Annotated in this window: 14 protein-coding genes; 9 read left to right on the forward strand and 5 right to left on the reverse strand. The window is 63.2% G+C overall.

Translation table 11 applies throughout. The features are described 5' to 3' along the window. The first annotated feature begins 366 nt into the window (after positions 1 to 366). From A7317_RS14830 to A7317_RS14875, 9 genes are all read left to right on the forward strand, one after another. Positions 367 to 1,491 carry an IS481 family transposase gene (locus A7317_RS14830; RefSeq protein ID WP_069076169.1) on the forward strand — a complete coding sequence of 375 codons (1,125 nt, stop codon included), beginning with the start codon at positions 367 to 369 and terminating at the stop codon, positions 1,489 to 1,491. Between the two features lie 555 nt (positions 1,492 to 2,046). Continuing rightward, positions 2,047 to 3,345, forward strand: a complete 1,299-nt coding sequence (locus tag A7317_RS14840; RefSeq protein ID WP_069076171.1) for an NAD(P)/FAD-dependent oxidoreductase — start codon at positions 2,047 to 2,049, stop codon at positions 3,343 to 3,345. 318 nt (positions 3,346 to 3,663) lie between these two features. Further along, entirely contained in the window at positions 3,664 to 4,029 is a 366-nt protein-coding gene (locus A7317_RS14845) for a cupin domain-containing protein (RefSeq protein WP_024074627.1), read from the forward strand. Positions 4,030 to 4,085: 56 nt separating this feature from the next. Continuing rightward, positions 4,086 to 4,745, forward strand: a complete 660-nt coding sequence (locus A7317_RS14850) for a response regulator transcription factor (protein ID WP_069076172.1) — start codon at positions 4,086 to 4,088, stop codon at positions 4,743 to 4,745. Between the two features lie 85 nt (positions 4,746 to 4,830). Next, the gene (locus A7317_RS14855; protein ID WP_069076173.1) at positions 4,831 to 5,652 is read left to right on the forward strand and encodes a molybdenum cofactor biosynthesis F family protein; all 822 of its coding nucleotides are present in this window, start codon (positions 4,831 to 4,833) and stop codon (positions 5,650 to 5,652) included. Then, positions 5,645 to 6,445: an SDR family NAD(P)-dependent oxidoreductase gene (locus A7317_RS14860; RefSeq protein WP_024074624.1), complete on the forward strand. Its 801-nt coding sequence runs from the start codon at positions 5,645 to 5,647 to the stop codon at positions 6,443 to 6,445. The genes A7317_RS14855 and A7317_RS14860 overlap by 8 nt, the downstream gene beginning before the upstream one ends. Then, complete coding sequence (locus A7317_RS14865; RefSeq protein ID WP_069076174.1) at positions 6,438 to 7,208, forward strand: SDR family oxidoreductase; 771 nt, start codon at positions 6,438 to 6,440, stop codon at positions 7,206 to 7,208. The genes A7317_RS14860 and A7317_RS14865 overlap by 8 nt, the downstream gene beginning before the upstream one ends. A 173-nt stretch (positions 7,209 to 7,381) precedes the next feature. After that, positions 7,382 to 8,443: an aromatic ring-hydroxylating oxygenase subunit alpha gene (locus A7317_RS14870; RefSeq protein ID WP_024074622.1), complete on the forward strand. Its 1,062-nt coding sequence runs from the start codon at positions 7,382 to 7,384 to the stop codon at positions 8,441 to 8,443. Positions 8,444 to 8,471: 28 nt separating this feature from the next. Continuing rightward, a complete protein-coding gene (locus tag A7317_RS14875; protein WP_069076175.1) occupies positions 8,472 to 9,422 on the forward strand; it encodes a PDR/VanB family oxidoreductase in 951 nt (316 codons plus the stop codon). Between the two features lie 6 nt (positions 9,423 to 9,428). Here A7317_RS14875 and A7317_RS14880 read toward each other — a convergent pair whose 3' ends face one another. The 5 genes from A7317_RS14880 to A7317_RS14900 form a co-directional block, all read right to left on the reverse strand. Then, entirely contained in the window at positions 9,429 to 10,142 is a 714-nt protein-coding gene (locus A7317_RS14880; protein ID WP_024074620.1) for a GntR family transcriptional regulator, read from the reverse strand. 55 nt (positions 10,143 to 10,197) lie between these two features. Beyond that, positions 10,198 to 11,940, reverse strand: coding sequence for an acyl-CoA dehydrogenase (locus A7317_RS14885; RefSeq protein WP_069076176.1), 1,743 nt, complete (start codon positions 11,938 to 11,940; stop codon positions 10,198 to 10,200). Positions 11,941 to 11,973: 33 nt separating this feature from the next. Next, positions 11,974 to 13,215, reverse strand: coding sequence for a thiolase family protein (locus A7317_RS14890; RefSeq protein WP_069076177.1), 1,242 nt, complete (start codon positions 13,213 to 13,215; stop codon positions 11,974 to 11,976). Then, positions 13,212 to 15,086, reverse strand: a complete 1,875-nt coding sequence (locus A7317_RS14895; RefSeq protein WP_024074617.1) for a feruloyl-CoA synthase — start codon at positions 15,084 to 15,086, stop codon at positions 13,212 to 13,214. Before A7317_RS14895 ends, A7317_RS14890 begins: the two co-directional genes overlap by 4 nt. Before the next feature lie 62 nt (positions 15,087 to 15,148). Beyond that, positions 15,149 to 16,597: an aldehyde dehydrogenase gene (locus A7317_RS14900; protein WP_024074616.1), complete on the reverse strand. Its 1,449-nt coding sequence runs from the start codon at positions 16,595 to 16,597 to the stop codon at positions 15,149 to 15,151. Positions 16,598 to 16,621 lie beyond the last annotated feature (24 nt).

Here is a 16,621-nt window from a genome sequence, read left to right on the forward strand (position 1 = left end):
GACCGAGTACATATCCGTTGCTGCGGTAACGGCCACTTAGGGTTCCGCCCTTACGGCGGCTCACTTTGGAAAAGCCCCAAAGTAAGCAAAGGGCTCTTGCCCCACCACTCGGCACCTCGCCCAGGCTCGGTGTGCCCGCAATCCGACATTGATTTGGGGGGCCGCCGCCACGCGCCATCCATGGCGCGGGGCGGCTAAACCGGCATCCCTGCCGGTTTACCCCCCAAATCACTATCGAATTGCGGCCAGCGTGGTTTAACGGGGCGCCTGAGATCAAGATCAATGTATGGACCGGACACATGGTTGACGGGTGTGCGGGGACATGGTGGACACTTTTCGGCGAGCCAATTTCGCCGGAAAGCCATCATGCCCTGGGACACGAGAGATGCCATGAGCCTGAAAGAAGAGTTTGTTGCCTTAGCACGGCAACCCGGCAGCAACAAACGAGAACTATGCCGACGGTTCGGTATCAGTCCGCAGACGGCTTACAAGTGGCTTAACCGCTACGCGACGCTCGGCCATTCAGGGCTGCAAGATAAATCCCGAAAACCGGCTACCAGCCCCAAGCTGACCACGCCGGCCCTGGAAGCGCAGGTCATAGCGCTCAGACAAGACCATCCAGCATGGGGTGGGCGCACGATCAGCAGCCTCTTGAAAAAGCAGATTGCTCCCAGCACCGTTACCAATGTCCTGCACCGGCACGGGCTGATTCAGCCGACTACGAAGGAGCAAGAGGCAAAGCTGAGGTTTGAACACGAGGCGCCCAACAATCTTTGGCAGATGGATTTCAAAGGGCATTTCCCGACGCAAGAAGGCAGATGCCATCCCCTGACTTTACTGGACGACCATTCACGTTTCAGTTTGGCTATTCAAGCTTGTGATAACGAGCGTGGAGCCACGGTGAAAGAAAGGTTGACCGAGGTATTCCAGCGCTTCGGATTACCGGCTCGCATCAACGTTGATAACGGACCGCCTTGGGGCTCTCCACGTAACCCTGGTGAAATCACAGAGCTGAGTATCTGGTTGATTCGTCTGGGTATTCGGATCAGTTTCAGCCGCCCTTACCACCCACAAACCAATGGAAAGATTGAGCGTTTCCATCGCTCACTCAAGGCCGAAGTACTTGAAGGGCGTCAGTTTTCCACGCTCAAGGAAGCTCAAGCAGCATTTGATCGGTGGCGTGATGTTTATAACCTGCAACGGCCCCATCAGGCGCTGGACTACAAGGTGCCTATGGACCGGTATAGAGCCAGCCCATGGGCTTATCCGCAACAGTTACCAACCTTTGAGTACGGACCGGACGACGTATTAGCCAAGACTTATCACAGCCGTTTTCGTTTTCAGAAACGCTACTTCAGCATCGCCAAAGGTTTGGCTGGGCATCACATCGCAATACGGCCCAACACTGAAGGTGATGGACTGTTTGACGTGTTTTTCTGCCATCACTTCCTACGAACGATCGACGTGAGCAAACCTGACTATGGTCCATAATGTGTCAACCATGTCCCCGCACATGTGTCCACCATGTGTCCGGTCCATACAGAAGAGCGCCAAAAGTAACCAAAAACGCTTTGCCCCACCACTCGGCACCTCGCTCAGGCTCGGTGTGCCCGCAATCCGACATTGATTTGGGGGGCCGCCGCCACGCGCCATCCATGGCGCAGGGCGGCTAAACCGGCATCCCTGCCGGTTTACCCCCCAAATCAATATCGGATTGCGGCCAGCGTGGTTTAACGGGGCGCTTGAGATCAAGATCAAGATCAAGATCAAGATCAAGAGCGAGAGCGAGAGCGGCTCGCTTCGCATCGTGAATACGTTTGCGCGACTTGGACAGGGGGGGCAATCAGTCAGCGATCGACAATCGATTGCTGTGTGCAGCTTTACTGCCAGGCCGGATTCATGGTTGATGGTGGCAGCCACGGTCAAGACTGGCGGCACACAGCGTCAAGACATCTGCCGCTCGGAAGGGACTTAATAGCACCTGAGCGGAACAGAGCCTCCCGTCGGCTCTGCAGCGAGTTTTCTTTCACTTTTCCAGGCTGCGCCATGATCAATATTGAAACGCCTACCTATTATTCGGCGACCAAGAAATACAACCTCAGCTTCCCCACACTCGAGCAGGACGTGGAAGCGGATGTCGTGGTGATTGGCGGTGGTTTTTCGGGGATCAATACCGCACTCGAACTCGCCGAAAAAGGCATCACCAATATCGTGGTGCTGGAAGCCCGCTACCTGGGCTTCGGCGGCACGGGCCGCAACGGTGGCCAGATCATGGCGGGGATCGGCCACGACCTGGAGAAAATCAAGCAGCAGGTGGGCGAGCAAGGGCTGCGCGAGATCTTTGAAATCAGCGAGCTAGGTGCTGGCATCATCAAGGATCGCATCGCCAAGTACTCGATCGACGCAGACTTCTGCCACGGCTATGGCTATATGGGCTTCAACGCCCGCCAGGAAAAAACCCTGCGCGCCTGGGAGAAGGACTTCAAGTCGATCAATACCCAGGACGAAATCCGCTTTATGGCGGGGTCCGAGGTCAAGCAGATCATCGGTTCCGACGCTTACAGGAGCGCGCTGTTGCACATGGGCGGCGGGCATGTTCACTCACTGAATCTGTTGCTGGGCGAAGCCAAGGCGCTGGTCGGACACGGCGTGCGTATCTATGAACACAGCCCGGCCCTGGAAGTCAGCTATGGCGAGCGCATCACCGTGCGCACAGGCCGGGGCTCGGTGAAAGCCTCCAAATTGTTGTGGGCCTGCGACAGCTTCCTCAACAAACTGGAACCCGAGCTGCACAAGACCACCCTAAACACCTACGCCTTCCAGTTGATGACCGAACCGCTGTCGGACGAGATGATCCGCCGAATCAGCCCGATACGCGGCGCCTACAGCGACATTCGACCGGTGATCGACTACTACCGGGTCACCAACGAAAACCGCCTGCTGTTTGGTGCCGCCACGCCTTTTGTCGAGCACATTCCGCTGGACCTCAAAGCCTGGAACCGCAACCTGATGCTGAAGATTTTCCCGTACCTCAAGGACGTGAAAATCGACCTGGCGTGGGGCGGGCCGATGGCGACCGGGGCCAACTTGTTCCCGCAGATCGGCACGCTCAGCGGGCGCCCCAATGCCTTTTATGTGCAGGGCTACGCGGGCTTCGGGGTCACCCCGAGCCACATCATCTGCAAGGTATTGGCCGAAGGCATGAGCGAAGGCTCTTCGCGCTACGACCTGATCAGCTCGGTCAAGCATGCGCAGATTCTGGGCAAGGACCACATACGCCCGTTGCTGCTGACAGCCGGCAAAAGCCTTCATCAACTATCAGGCTATTTCAACGGTCGCCGTTGAGCCTGATGCCCGTCAGTCAAGGAGGAACACTGTAACTGTGGCAAGCGGACTTACTGTGGCGAACGGGCTTGTTGTGGCGAGCGGGCTTGCCCCGCGTTGGGCTGCGAAGCAGCCCCAATAAGGCCGCCGCATTTCTTCTGGTGGAACCGGGAGACTGGTTTTAGGGCCGCTACGCGCCCCAACGCGGGGCAAGCCCGCTCGCCACAACAATCCCGTTCGCCACAACAAGCTCGCTCGCCACAGGTGACTGTTTGCCCGTTCTATCTCTTGACTGGCATTAGCCGTTAAGCCCCCTTTTTCATTCACAGGAGAACCGCCATGCCCGTTACCACCCTCAAGAAAGATGTCCAACTGTCGGACCTGGATGCCTGGGGCACGGTTGCCGACCTGGGCTCCGAGATCCTCGAAGGTGAGGTCAAGGCCTTTGGCAAAATGACCTTCGGTGCCCCCACCGACCCCGTCAGCAGCGCCTATTTCGGCACCACCCAAGGCAAGTTCCGGATGACCTACCCGTTCGCCGAGCAAGCCACGGTGGTCACCGGCGAAGTGGTCTTGACCGACGAAAGCACCGGCCAGAGCACCCGCTACAAGGCCGGCGACAGCTGGTTCGTGACCAAGGGCACGCCGGTGCTGTGGGAGGTGGTGAGCGAGAGTTTTGTGAAGCACTATTTCGCGGTAGCCTGATCGCCCCCCTCTGCCGGCTTCGGCCGGCAGCGTTTCTTCCGACCAGGTGACCGACCATGCACGCCATCCCCGCTCAGGAAGTCGCCGGCCATTGCCTGAAGGCGTTCACTCAACTGGTGCCCGCCAGCCAGGCAGCGTTCTATTGCGTCGACCGCCAGTTGCAAGCGCATGATTTCAGGCTGCAAGGCATGAGCGGTAAGATGCATCGCGACTACCTCGACAACTACCGCCAATTCGACCCGTTGCAACCGCGCAATTGCCTGTCCAGCGGGCTGGCGGTGGTACCGCTGGTTTTCGCCATGGCCCGCCAGCCGCTACGTGACAGCCGCCGCTATCAAGACTTCCTGCAACGCTACGGCGTGGTCGATGTGGTGGAGATCGTCGCCCATCGCGCCGACCAGCCTCAGGCGGCTATCTCCTTGCTGCGCACGGCGGAGCAAGGGGTGTTCACCACCGACCAACTGACTCAGCTCAACGCCTTGCAGGCCTTGTTGCAAATGGCGGTGGCCAATATGCAACCCTGCGACGATGCACTGGCCGGGCTCACGCCCAAGGAGCGCCAGATTGCCTGGTTGTTGCGTCAGGGCGCGAGCAACAAGCAACTGGCCCTGGAGCTGGATGTCGGCCTGCCCACCATCAAGACCCACCTGATCCACCTGTTCCGCAAGACGGGCGTCAGCAGCCGTACCGAACTGGTCGCCGCGCTGTTTCTCTAAGCCGCCTCAACCCTTCGGTTGATAGCCGAGCCTCGCGCGCCACCCCATGATCCGGGTTGTTTATTCCATCAACCGGAGTCATGCAATGGCCACACCCTCCAACTGGATCACCGTAGGCGCCCTCGCCGACGGTTTTGCCCCCGACGCGTTTATCCTGCCCAACCTTGCCGACCTCAGCGGCAGGACCTTCACGCTGAACTTCGCCAACGGCTGGCAGATCGAACATCGTTTTGACACCGAGGCCCTGCACTGGAACGCCGCCGACGGTCATTCCAGCGGCTCGGCCGTGTACCGCGCCACGTCCGTGCGCCCCGGCCTGTATCTGGTCGACTTCATCAAGCACGAAGCCACTCAGGCCTGGTCGATCAGCCTGGTGCTGGATACCACCACGTCGTCGTTCACCGCCGTGATCGGCCGCCTGCCGGACCGCGCGCAAACCGAAGAAGGTTTGTACAGTCGCGCCCTGGCCGGCAAGGCCCTGACCTCGGTTGAAGTGGAGTTCCTGCACGGCAGCCTGGATCAGCCCTGGCAGGCGGGCCTGTGCCCCCACGGGCCCACCCAGGAACTGACGGGCCTGCGCAACCTGTATCGCTACAGCCCCAGCGAAGTGTACGAACACGTCTATCTGAACGATCAGTTCTATGCCTGGCAGTGCCTCAAGGGCGTCGAGCAAGGCCTGTGCGATACCGACCGCTGCCACGCCTACAAGATTGCCGATCAACTGTACCTGTTCGTCTGGCGTGAAAAGATCATCCCGACCCTCGGCCTGGTGTTGATCGACCTGCAGCAGCACCGCAGCGACGGCAAGATCTTCGGGTATGCCGGTGCGTCCTTCGACGCCCTGTCCAATTTCCCGGTCAGTTCCTACTGCCAGGTCCTGAACCGCACGGAGTATCCCGATGCCTGATCCACGTACCGTCGTCATCACCGGTGCCGGCACAGGCATCGGTGCCGCCTGCGCCCGCCTGTACGCCGCCGAAGGTGCCAACCTGGTGTTGATCGGCCGTCGGCGCGCGCTCCTGGAGCAGGTTGCGCAGACAACCGGAGGCCTGATCCTGGTGGGCGATGCCGCCTGCCCAGACACCTGGGAGGGTTTTATCGCGCAGATTCAAGCCCACTACGGTCGCCTCGATGTGCTGCTGGCCTGCGCCGGCGGGCATGGCCTGGGCAGCGCCACCGAGACCCGCCCGTCGAGTTGGGAAGCCGCGTTGCGCAGCAACCTGGACAGCGCGTTCTACAGCGCCCGGGCCTGCCTGCCGCTGCTGATCGCCAGTGCCGGCAACATCGTTCTCCTCGGCTCCCTCGCCTCGTTGGCCGCCGGCCCCGACGTGTGCGGCTACACCACCGCCAAGCACGCACTGCTCGGGCTCAATCGCTCCCTGGCCCGCGACTACGGGCCACGTGGGGTGCGCGTCAACGCGGTGTGCCCAGGCTGGGTCACCACACCGATGGCTGACGAAGAAATGCAGCCATTGATGAATTTCCATGGCGAAACACTGCAACAAGCCTACGCACGCGTATGTGCCGATGTGCCGTTGCGTCGCCCGGCCAGCGCAGAAGAAATCGCCAGGGTATGCCGCTTCCTGGCCGGCCCCGACGCCTCGATCATCACCGGTGCGAGCGTCGTCGCCGATGGCGGTTCGAGCATTGTCGATGTACCGACGCTGGCCTATGCCCGCCTGGAGCACACACATGCATGAAGCATTGGATTTCAGCGCAAAGACGGTACTGGTGACCGGTGGGGCGCAGGGTATCGGCCGCGCCATCGTCGAAGCGTTCGCCTGGCGTGGCGCGCGGGTGATGATCGCCGACCTGCGCGTCACGCAAGCCCAGGCGCTGGCCGCAGAGCTGACGGCACACGCGTGCCGGGTCGAGGCCACAGTCGTTGATATGGCCGATGCGGCAGCGGTGTTCGAGTTGGTTGGGGAGATAGAACGACGCTGGGGGCGCCTGGATATCCTGGTGCACAACGCCGGCTACTTTCCGTTGACAGCGTTCGCGCAGATCACCCCGTCCATGCTGGAACGCACACTGGCAGTCAATCTTTCGGCGCTGTTCTGGTTGACTCAGGCAGCCCTGCCCATGTTTCAGCGCCAAGGGGGTGGCTGCGTGCTGGTCACTTCATCGGTCACCGGGCCAAGGGTCGCCTACCCAGGGCTCAGCCATTACGCAGCCTCAAAGGCCGGGGTGAATGGTTTCATTCGCAACGCCGCACTGGAACTGGCCACCTACCAGGTGCGCGTCAACGGTGTCGAGCCGGGGATGATCGCCACGCCGGCCATGGACAACCTTGGCGACGCGCAGGTCAACGCCGACATCACCGGCCGAGTCCCCCTGGGGCGGCTCGGCGCCCCTCAGGATATTGCCGGGGCCATGCTGTTCCTGGCGTCTGACCTGGCGGCTTACATCACCGGGCAAACCCTGGTGGTGGATGGGGGCTCTACGTTGCCTGAAGTGAAATGAAACAGCGTTTGCCGAACAACTCAAGGCAGTGATGAACGCCGACCAGTGGATCCAATAACTTAAAAAATGATCGATAATCGCCCGATAAAAAGCGATTCAAGATTGACTCTCCATTCGAGCACTCATTTAATGGATCCATTAAATAAGAATAATCACTCGCCTGGAGAGTCGCCATGTACCCCAAGAACACTTGGTATGTTGCCTGCACCCCCGATGAAATCGCGCAAAAGCCGTTGGGTCGACAGATCTGCGGTGAAAAAATGGTGTTTTATCGTGGGCTGGAAGGCGCCGTCGTGGCGGTCGAGGACTTCTGCCCCCATCGCGGTGCGCCGCTCTCGCTGGGCTATGTGGAAAACGGCAACCTGGTCTGCGGCTACCACGGCCTGGTCATGGGCGGCGATGGCAAGACCGTGGAAATGCCCGGCCAGCGGGTGCGCGGCTTTCCCTGCAACAAGACGTTCGCCGCCGTCGAACGCTACGGCTTCATCTGGGTGTGGCCCGGCGATCAGGCCCAGGCCGATCCGGCACTGATCCATCATCTGGAATGGGCGGTGAGTGATGAATGGGCCTATGGCGGCGGGCTGTTCGATATCCAGTGCGACTACCGCCTGATGATCGACAACCTGATGGACCTGACCCACGAAACCTACGTCCACGCCTCCAGCATCGGCCAGAAGGAAATCGACGAAGCGCCACCTGTCACCACGGTCGAAGGCGACGAAGTGGTCACCGCGCGGCATATGGAAAACATCATGGCCCCGCCGTTCTGGCGCATGGCCCTGCGCGGCAATAACCTGGCCGATGACGTGCCGGTGGACCGCTGGCAGATCTGCCGCTTCACCCCGCCCAGCCATGTGCTCATCGAAGTCGGCGTGGCCCACGCCGGCAAGGGCGGCTACCACGCCGCGCCCGAGCACAAGGCGGCAAGCATCGTGGTCGACTTCATCACCCCGCAAACCGAGACCTCCATCTGGTATTTCTGGGGCATGGCGCGCAACTTCAACCCCCACGATGAAGCACTGACCGCCAGTATTCGCGAAGGCCAGGGCAAGATTTTCAGCGAAGACCTGGAGATGCTTGAACGCCAGCAACAGAACCTGCTGGCCCACCCGACGCGCAACCTGCTCAAACTGAATATCGATGCCGGCGGCGTGCAGTCACGCAAGATCCTGGAGCGACTGATCGCCAAGGAACGCGCCCTCGAACCGCAACTGATCGCCACGACCACCGCCTGAACGGCACAACCCCTTGCGAGGACTGAAGATGATCGATGTGGTGGTGGTATCGCGCAACAACGAAGCCCAGGATATTTGCAGCTACGAACTGGCCAGCGTCGACGGCAAACCGCTGCCGGCCTTCAGTGCCGGCGCGCATATCGACGTGCACCTGCCGGATGGACAGGTGCGCCAGTATTCGCTGTGCAATCACCCTGAAGAACGCCATCGCTACCTGATCGGCGTGCTCAAGGACCCGGCTTCCCGGGGCGGCTCGCGCAGCCTGCACGAACGGGTGCACGAGGGCACACACCTGACCATCAGCGAACCACGCAACCTGTTTCCCCTGGCCCACGACGCACGGCGCAGCCTGCTGTTTGCCGGTGGCATCGGCATCACCCCGATCCTGTGCATGGCCGAGCGCCTGTCTCACGCGGGTGCCGACTTCGAATTGCATTATTGTGCCCGCGCCGAAGAACGCGCGGCGTTTGTGCAGCGTCTGAAAACATCGCCATTTGCCGAGCGGGTGTTCCTGCATTTCGATGAGCAGCCCCACACGGCCTTGAATGCCGCCCAGGTACTGGCGAAGCCCGAAGCCAACGTCCACCTGTATGTGTGCGGCCCCGGCGGTTTTATGCAGCATGTGCTCGACAGCGCTCGGGCCCAGGGCTGGCAGGAGGCATGCCTGCACCGCGAATACTTCACCGCGGCGCCGGTGGACAGCAGCCTCGACGGGGGCTTTTCGGTGAAGGTCGCCAGCAGCGGCCGAGTCTTCGAAATCCCGGCCGACAAGACGGTGGTCCAGGTCCTGGAAAGCCACGGTATCGAGATTGCCGTGTCGTGCGAACAAGGCATTTGCGGCACCTGCCTGACCCGCGTGCTGGAAGGCATACCGGAACATCGCGACCTGTTCCTCACCGAGCAGGAACAGGCGTTGAATGATCAGTTCACGCCCTGCTGCTCACGCGCGAAGACCGCGCTGCTGGTGCTCGATATCTGACAGGTGTCACGACGCGGGCAAAATCACCTTCATGCGCGCGTCGGCGGTGGCCGAGCTGAAGATCTCGGCATAGCGCAAGGTCGCATTGGCGTGCTCGCGCATGATGGCTTCGGCCCGCGCGCCCTGGCGATTGACCAGGGCATCAAAGACCGAGTGGTGTTGCATGTGGGCATAGTTGAAGCGCCGGTATTCGCGGGCCATGTCCTCGCGATCCACCGCCAGCGCGGTCACCGACGCAAACGGCAGGTGATCGTTGCGTGCCAGGGCGTCGGCGATCGCCGGGTTATGGCTGCCTTCGACGATGACGTGGTGAAAGCGCATGTTCAGGTCGTGATAGACCTCCAGGTCGTCTTCGGTCACGTAGCCCTTGTCGAACAGTTGGTCGCCTTCTACCAGGCAGCGCTCCAGTGTCGCGCGCGCCGCAGCAGATAAACCGCGCTCGGCGGTTTGACGCGCCGCCAGGCCCTCAAGCACGCCACGCACTTCGACGGCGCCGGCAATGTCGTCCGGGCTGACCGAACGGACCTGATACCCACGCCCGCCGAACGGCACCAGCAACCCTTCCTGTTCGAGGGTACGAAACGCCATGCGCACGGGCATGCGCGACACACCGAACCGCTGCGCCGTGGGAATCTCCATCAGGCGCTCCCCCGCCGCCAACTCCCCGCTGGCGATCATCTTGCGCAGTGCAACCAGCACCAATTGACCGGGTTTACTCATCCAGGCAACTTCCAGAAAACGTGAGTCGCCATAGTACCGCAAGCGCCCGGCGCCGTCAGACGAACGCCAGCGCTGCGCGCGCGCCGTCGATTGCCCCGAGGTGCTGCGCCAAACGCGACGGCAGGTAATCGAAAAAGAACCCGGCGCTTTGCAGCTTGGCGGCTCGCAATGGATCGTCTTCGGGCAGTGCCCTGGAGACCCGTGCGGCCCGCGCCCAGGCAAAGGCCAGCAGCGCCACGCCACATAACTGGAGAAAGTCCGGCGCGGCCCGATAGGGGTACTCGCTGTCATCCAGCGCTCGTTCACCGATGGCCTCGACCACACTCGCCAACGCGTCACACAGGCTGCCCAGTGCCTGGGCAAAACCGGCACACTCGCCGCACTCCCCGCCCTGCGCGGCTTCCGTGCGCAACTCGGCCAGCAGCAGGCCGAAGGCGCGGCCCTCATCCGCCAGCACCTTGCGCAGCAGCAGGTCATTGGCCTGGATCTCGTTGCTGCCCTCATAGATCATCGCGATGCGGCTGTCGCGCAGGGTTTGCTCGATGGCGAACTCGGTGACGTAGCCGTAACCGCCGAACACCTGCAGCGCATGGCTGGCCTGGCGAAAGCCCTGTTCGGTGAAAAACGCCTTGATGATCGGCGTCAGCAACGGCGCCAACTGGGCGGCCGACGAGTGCGGGTCATGCTCGGCCTGATCAAGCAGGTGCGCGGCCCAATAGCCAATCGCGCGCATCCCCTCGCTGGTGGCGCGCAACTCCAGCAACACGCGGCGCATGGCCGGGTGATAACGGATCGGATCAGCCGCCTGGGCCGCCACTTCTTCCGGCCTTGACGGCGCGCGCATCTGCACGCGTTCGGCGGCGTATTGCCGGGCGTTCTGCCAAGCGGCCTCGACATGCCCCAGGCCTTGCAGGCCCACATGCAGGCGCGCCGAGTTCATCATCACGAACATCGCCGCCAGGCCGCGATTGACGTCGCCGATCAGCCAGCCTTGGGCGGCGTCGAACACCAGGGAGCAGGTGGCACTGCCCTTGATGCCCATCTTGTGTTCGATGCCATCGCAGTGCACGCCATTGGCCTGGCCATCGTCCAGTTGCTTGGGCACCAGGAACAGCGAAATGCCTCGACTGCCCGGCGGTGCATCGGGCAGGCGCGCCAGCACTAGGTGCAGGATATTGGCCGTGAGGTCGTGCTCGCCGCCGGAGATAAACAGCTTGCTGCCGTTGAGGCGATAACTGCCATCTGCCTGGGGTTCAGCACGACAGCGCAGCAAGCCGACATCGCTGCCGGCCTGGGGCTCGGTCAGGCACATGGTGGGCAAGACCTGGCCACTGACAATGTCGGGCAGGTAGCGCGCCTGCAACCACGGAGCAGCGTGGGCCTTGAGGCACAGGTAGGCGCCATGGGCGATCCCGGTGTACATGGCCCAGGCATGGTTGCTGGCGTAGAGCATCTCTTGCAGCGCCGCGTCGAGCAATTGCGGCAAGCCCTGCCCGCCCTGCTCCTCGGCACACGCCAGCGCCGGCCATCCGCCCTCGACATAGGCGCGATAGGCCGCGACGAAGCCGTCCGGGGTGCTGACCTGGCCCGCCTGCCAGCAGCAGCCCTGGCGATCACCGTGGCCGTTCAACGGCGCCAGCACACCTTGACTGAAGCGTGCCGCCTCCTCCAGCACTTGTACCGCCAGCGGCAGATCCAGGGCCGCGAACGCCGGGTTACGCTGCCAGGTATCGGGCGCCTGCAACCAGTGTTCAAGGACAAATTGCATATCGCGCAGGGGCGCCTCATAGCTCCACATCGGGACACCTCATCGACAAAAAAAATCGCGCACTCAAGCGCGATAGGTAGGGTTCTCGATCAGCAACGCCATGCCCTGCCCGCCGCCCACACACGCCGAGGCAATCCCGTAGCGCAGGTTGTGCTGGCGCAGTTGCCGGGCCAGGGTCATCACCAGGCGCAGGCCGGTGGCGGCCAGTGGATGCCCCAGCGCAAGCGAGCCGCCCTGGACGTTGAGGCGGGTGCTGTCCAGCTCCAGTTCATGGGCCACCGCCAGTACTTGGGCGGCCTGAGCTTCGTTGATCTCGAAGCGGTCGATGTCGCCCAGGTTCAACCCGCTGCGTTGCAGCAACAGGCGGATCGCCGGTGCCGGGCCGATGCCCATGAACTCGGGGGCCACACCGACCACCGCGCTGGCCAGCAGCCGGGCCAGGGGCGGATGCGTACAGGCCGAGGCGCGCCCCACCAGCGCCGCCGCCGCGCCATCGACCACCGCGCAACTGTTGCCGGCGGTTTGCACGCCGTCTGGATGCACGGTGCGCAAGCGCGCCAGGGCCGCAAGGTCGGTGGGTCGTGGGTGGCTGTCGACGCTGACGGCACCGGCCCGACGCGCGAGGCTGATGCCCCTGGGCTGATACCCCTCAAGCTCGAACACCTGGTTGTCGACCGTGACGATTTCTTCCGCCCAGGCGCCGTTACGTTGCGCCTGCAAGGCACGCTGATGGCTGTCGCAGGCGTGACGGTCCACGGCCTCGCGGCTCAGGCCATAACGGCGCGCCAGGTTGTCGGCGGTGGCGATCATGTCCAGGTCCGGGGCCGGGTCGTACAGGGCCTCCCAGAGGAAATCCTTGAATTGCACCTCGCCACCGAGACGAAACCCATCCCGGTGGGTGTAGGCCGCAATCGGGTTGCGCGACATGGACTCACCGGCCACGCACAACGCCAGTTGCACCTCGTCGCGCAGTTGTTCAGCGGCCTGGCGCAACAGCTCGAAACCGGTGGCGCAGATGCGCTGCACCCCCAGTGCCGGGACCGCTTGCGCCACACCGCTGTACAAGCCGATATGCCGTGGCAGCAAGTAGGCATCGAAGCTGGCCTGGGCCATGGAGCCGGCCAGTACGCTGTCCACTGCCAAGGGGTCGATGCCGGCGCGGGCCAGCACTTCACGGCCGACCTTGATCCCAAGGTCGATGGGCGACACCTGGGACAGTGCTCCGCCCAGGTCCACCCATGGCGTGCGCACTGCCTCGAAAATCGCCACGTCGGCAAACGCCGAGTACTGCCCGACGCGGTTCAAGGCTGGCGCTCGGCGCGCAGGATCGACGCGTCTTCACCGCGATACAACGCCTCGACCTTGGCCGCGCGCCATTGCAGTACCGCACGCTGGTTGATCGAGCCTTTGTCGGTGATTTCCCCACGGTCGATGGACGCGGGCTCGTCGAGCAGGGCAATCCATTCCAGGCGACTGGCATTGCCGGTGGCCTCGCGGTTGAGGCGCTGCAGCCACTCGCCGAACCACTGGCGCACCGGCGCGCTGGCGAGCACTTCGGCGTCGCTGGCGGCCGCGTCCAGCCCCGCCAGCCGACGGCACTCGTAGAGCCGGGGGAATACCAGGGCGCCCAGGCATTCGCGGTCCGGCGCCGCAACCACCAGGTCCTGCACCAAGGGCGAGCCTTCGAGTACCGCGCGATTGCGCAACGGACCGACGCTGACAAACACCCCGGAGGACAGCTTGAAATCCTCGGCAATTCGCCCGTCGAACATCAGCCCCAGTTGCGGCTGATTCGGGTCGGCCAGCTTGATTGCATCCCCCGAGCAATAAAAACCCTGCTGGTCGAAGACCTCGGCGGTTTGCTGGGGGGCGCGCCAGTACCCCGGCATGATGTGCGGCCCGCGAAAGCGCCCTTCGAACTTGCCGTCCACCGGCACCAGGCGTACCTCGCAGCCCGGCGCGGGCAAACCGATATAACCGGCCATGGACAGTGGCCCGGTGGTGAAGGTGCAGGATGGTGCGGCTTCGGTCATGCCCAGCCCGGCCATCATGCGGATGCGTTCACCACAGTGCAGCTCGGCCACGCGGTCAAGGCGGTCCCAGACACTTTGCGAAAGGCCGGCGGCAGCGAAGAAAAACAGTTTCATGCGCGCAAAAAAACGCTCGCGCAACTCGGCGTCCTGTTCCAGGGCGTTGACCAGTTCTTCCCAACCCTTGGGCACCGTCAAATAGGCCGTGGGCGAAACCTCCTTGAGGTTGCGCAGGGTCTCAGCAAAGCCCTGGGCCGTGGGCTTGCCATCATCGAGGTAAAAGGTGCCGCCGTTGTAGAGCACAATGCCGACGTTGTGGCTGCCGCCGAACGTGTGGTTCCACGGCAGCCAGTCCACCAGCACTGGCGGTTCTTCGCCGAACACTGGAAAGGTCTGCAACAGCATTTGCTGGTTGGCACAGAGCATGCGCTGGGTGGTAATCACCGCCTTGGGCAATTTGGTCGAGCCCGAGGTGAACAGGAACTTGGCGATGCTGTCGGGGCCGGTGGCCTGGAACGCCGCGTCGGCCTCGGCGCCGCCCGGCGTTTGCAGCAGGCTGGCGAAGCTGACCTGAGTGCGTCCAGGCACATGGCCGCGCACGCTGATCAGCGGGGTCTCGGCCGGCAAGACGGCGTCGATGGCGCGCTGGTAAGCCGCCGCGTCGCTGACGAACACCAGCCCTGGCTGCAGCAAGCCACAGACATGGCGCAGCTTGGCGAAATCCTGGGACAGCAACGAATAGGCCGGCGACACCGGGCAATAGGGAATGCCGGCGTACATCGCGCCGAGCGCCACCTGCAAATGCTCGATGTCGTTGCCCGACAGCAGTGCCAACGGTTTATCCGCCGAGAGCCCATAGTTCAACAGGCCCTGGGCAATCGCGCGCACGCTGTCGAGCATTTCCCGGTAGCTGACCCGGCGCCAATCAGCGCCGGCCTGGCGCGCCGCGATAAATGTCTGCTCGGGGCGCACTTGGGCCCAATGCACCAGGCGATCGAGCAAGCGCGCTGGCAACTCGGCCAGGGGCTCCAGGGAGCGCATATGCAGCACGCCGTGTTCTTCAGTGACCGCCACCGGTGCGTGGCCGATGGAGACCTCGCGGTAGCGCGGTGCGGGCTGGGGTTGCGGTCTGAATTCGGAACTCACAAGGGTGTCCTCCAGCAAGGCGGATCAAAGCCGCCTCGTTATTGTTATGTCGCGACGCCTGTTCAGATCGGGTAATGCCGTGGCCCGTTCTGCAAGGTCACCCAGCGCAATTGCGTGAAGTGCTCGATCGAGGCCTTGCCGCCAAAGCTGCCGTAGCCGCTGGATTTGACGCCACCGAACGGCATCTGCGCCTCGTCATGCACAGTCGGGCCGTTGATATGGCAAATGCCCGACTCGACCCGTTGCGCCAGGGCCAGTGCACGCCCGGTGTCACGGCTGAAGATCGCCGCCGAAAGGCCGAACTCGGAATCGTTGGCCAGGCGCAGCAAGGCTTCATCACCGTCACCGCGCAGCAGCACCGCCACCGGGCCGAAGGATTCTTCGCGGTACAAGCGCATGTGTTCGGTAACGCCATCGATCAGGGTCGGCTGCAGGATGCTGCCCTCCAGCTGGCCGCCCGTCACCAGGCGTGCGCCCTTGGCCAGGGCATCGTCGATCAGCGCCTTGATGCGTGTGCCGGCGCTGGCGTCCACCAGCGAACCCAGTACCGAATCCGGCGCAGCGGGGTCACCCGCGCGCAGGGTCGCGACCTTGGCCGCCAGCTTGGCGGTGAACGCATCGGCGACCTTGGCATCGACAATCAGGCGTTCGGTGGACATGCAAATCTGGCCCTGGTTGAAATAAGCCCCAAAGGCCGCCGCCGCGACCGCAGCGTCGAGGTCGGCGTCGTCGAGCACCAGCAACGGCGCCTTGCCACCCAACTCCAGCAAAGCCGGCTTGAGGTGACGCGCCGAGAGCTCGCCGACAATCCGCCCCACATGGGTCGAACCGGTAAAGTTGACCCGGCGCACGGCCGGGTTGGCGATCAGCCGCGCGACAATCGCCGCGGCATCCGCCGGGGCATTGCTGATGACGTTGACCACGCCGTCACCCAGGCCGGCATCCTGCAACACCTGGCCGATCAGGCGGTGCACTGCCGGGCTCAGCTCCGAGGCCTTGAGCACCACGGTATTGCCGCAGGCCAGCGGCATGGCGATGGCACGGGTGGCGAGGATCACCGGGGCATTCCACGGCGCAATGCCCAGCACCACGCCGCACGGCTGACGCAAGGCCATGGCGAAGCTGCCGGGCACATCGGAGGGGATCACCTCACCGGTGATCTGGGTGGTCATCGACGCGGCTTCGCGCAGCATGTTGGCCGCCAGGCGCACGTTGAAGCCATACCAGTTGGCCATGGCGCCGGTCTCGCCGGCGGCGGCAATGAATTCGGCGCTGCGCGCCTGCAATTGCTCGGCAGCCTTGAGCAAGCGGGTGCGGCGTTCGTTGGGCGCCAGCGCCGCCCACGCGGGGAACGCGGCGTGAGCGGCCGCTACGGCGGCATCGGCATCTTCCAGGGTCGCGGCGGCAACCCGCGAGACCACTTCACCGGTCACCGGGTTGCGGCGTTCGAAGGTTCGACCGTCACGGGCGGGGCACGCCTGGCCGCCGATCAACAGGGGCACGTCCAGCATGGTGATTCCTCTTTATTGTCTTTA

This window comes from Pseudomonas fluorescens, assembly GCF_001708445.1.
GTDB lineage: Bacteria > Pseudomonadota > Gammaproteobacteria > Pseudomonadales > Pseudomonadaceae > Aquipseudomonas > Aquipseudomonas gorinensis.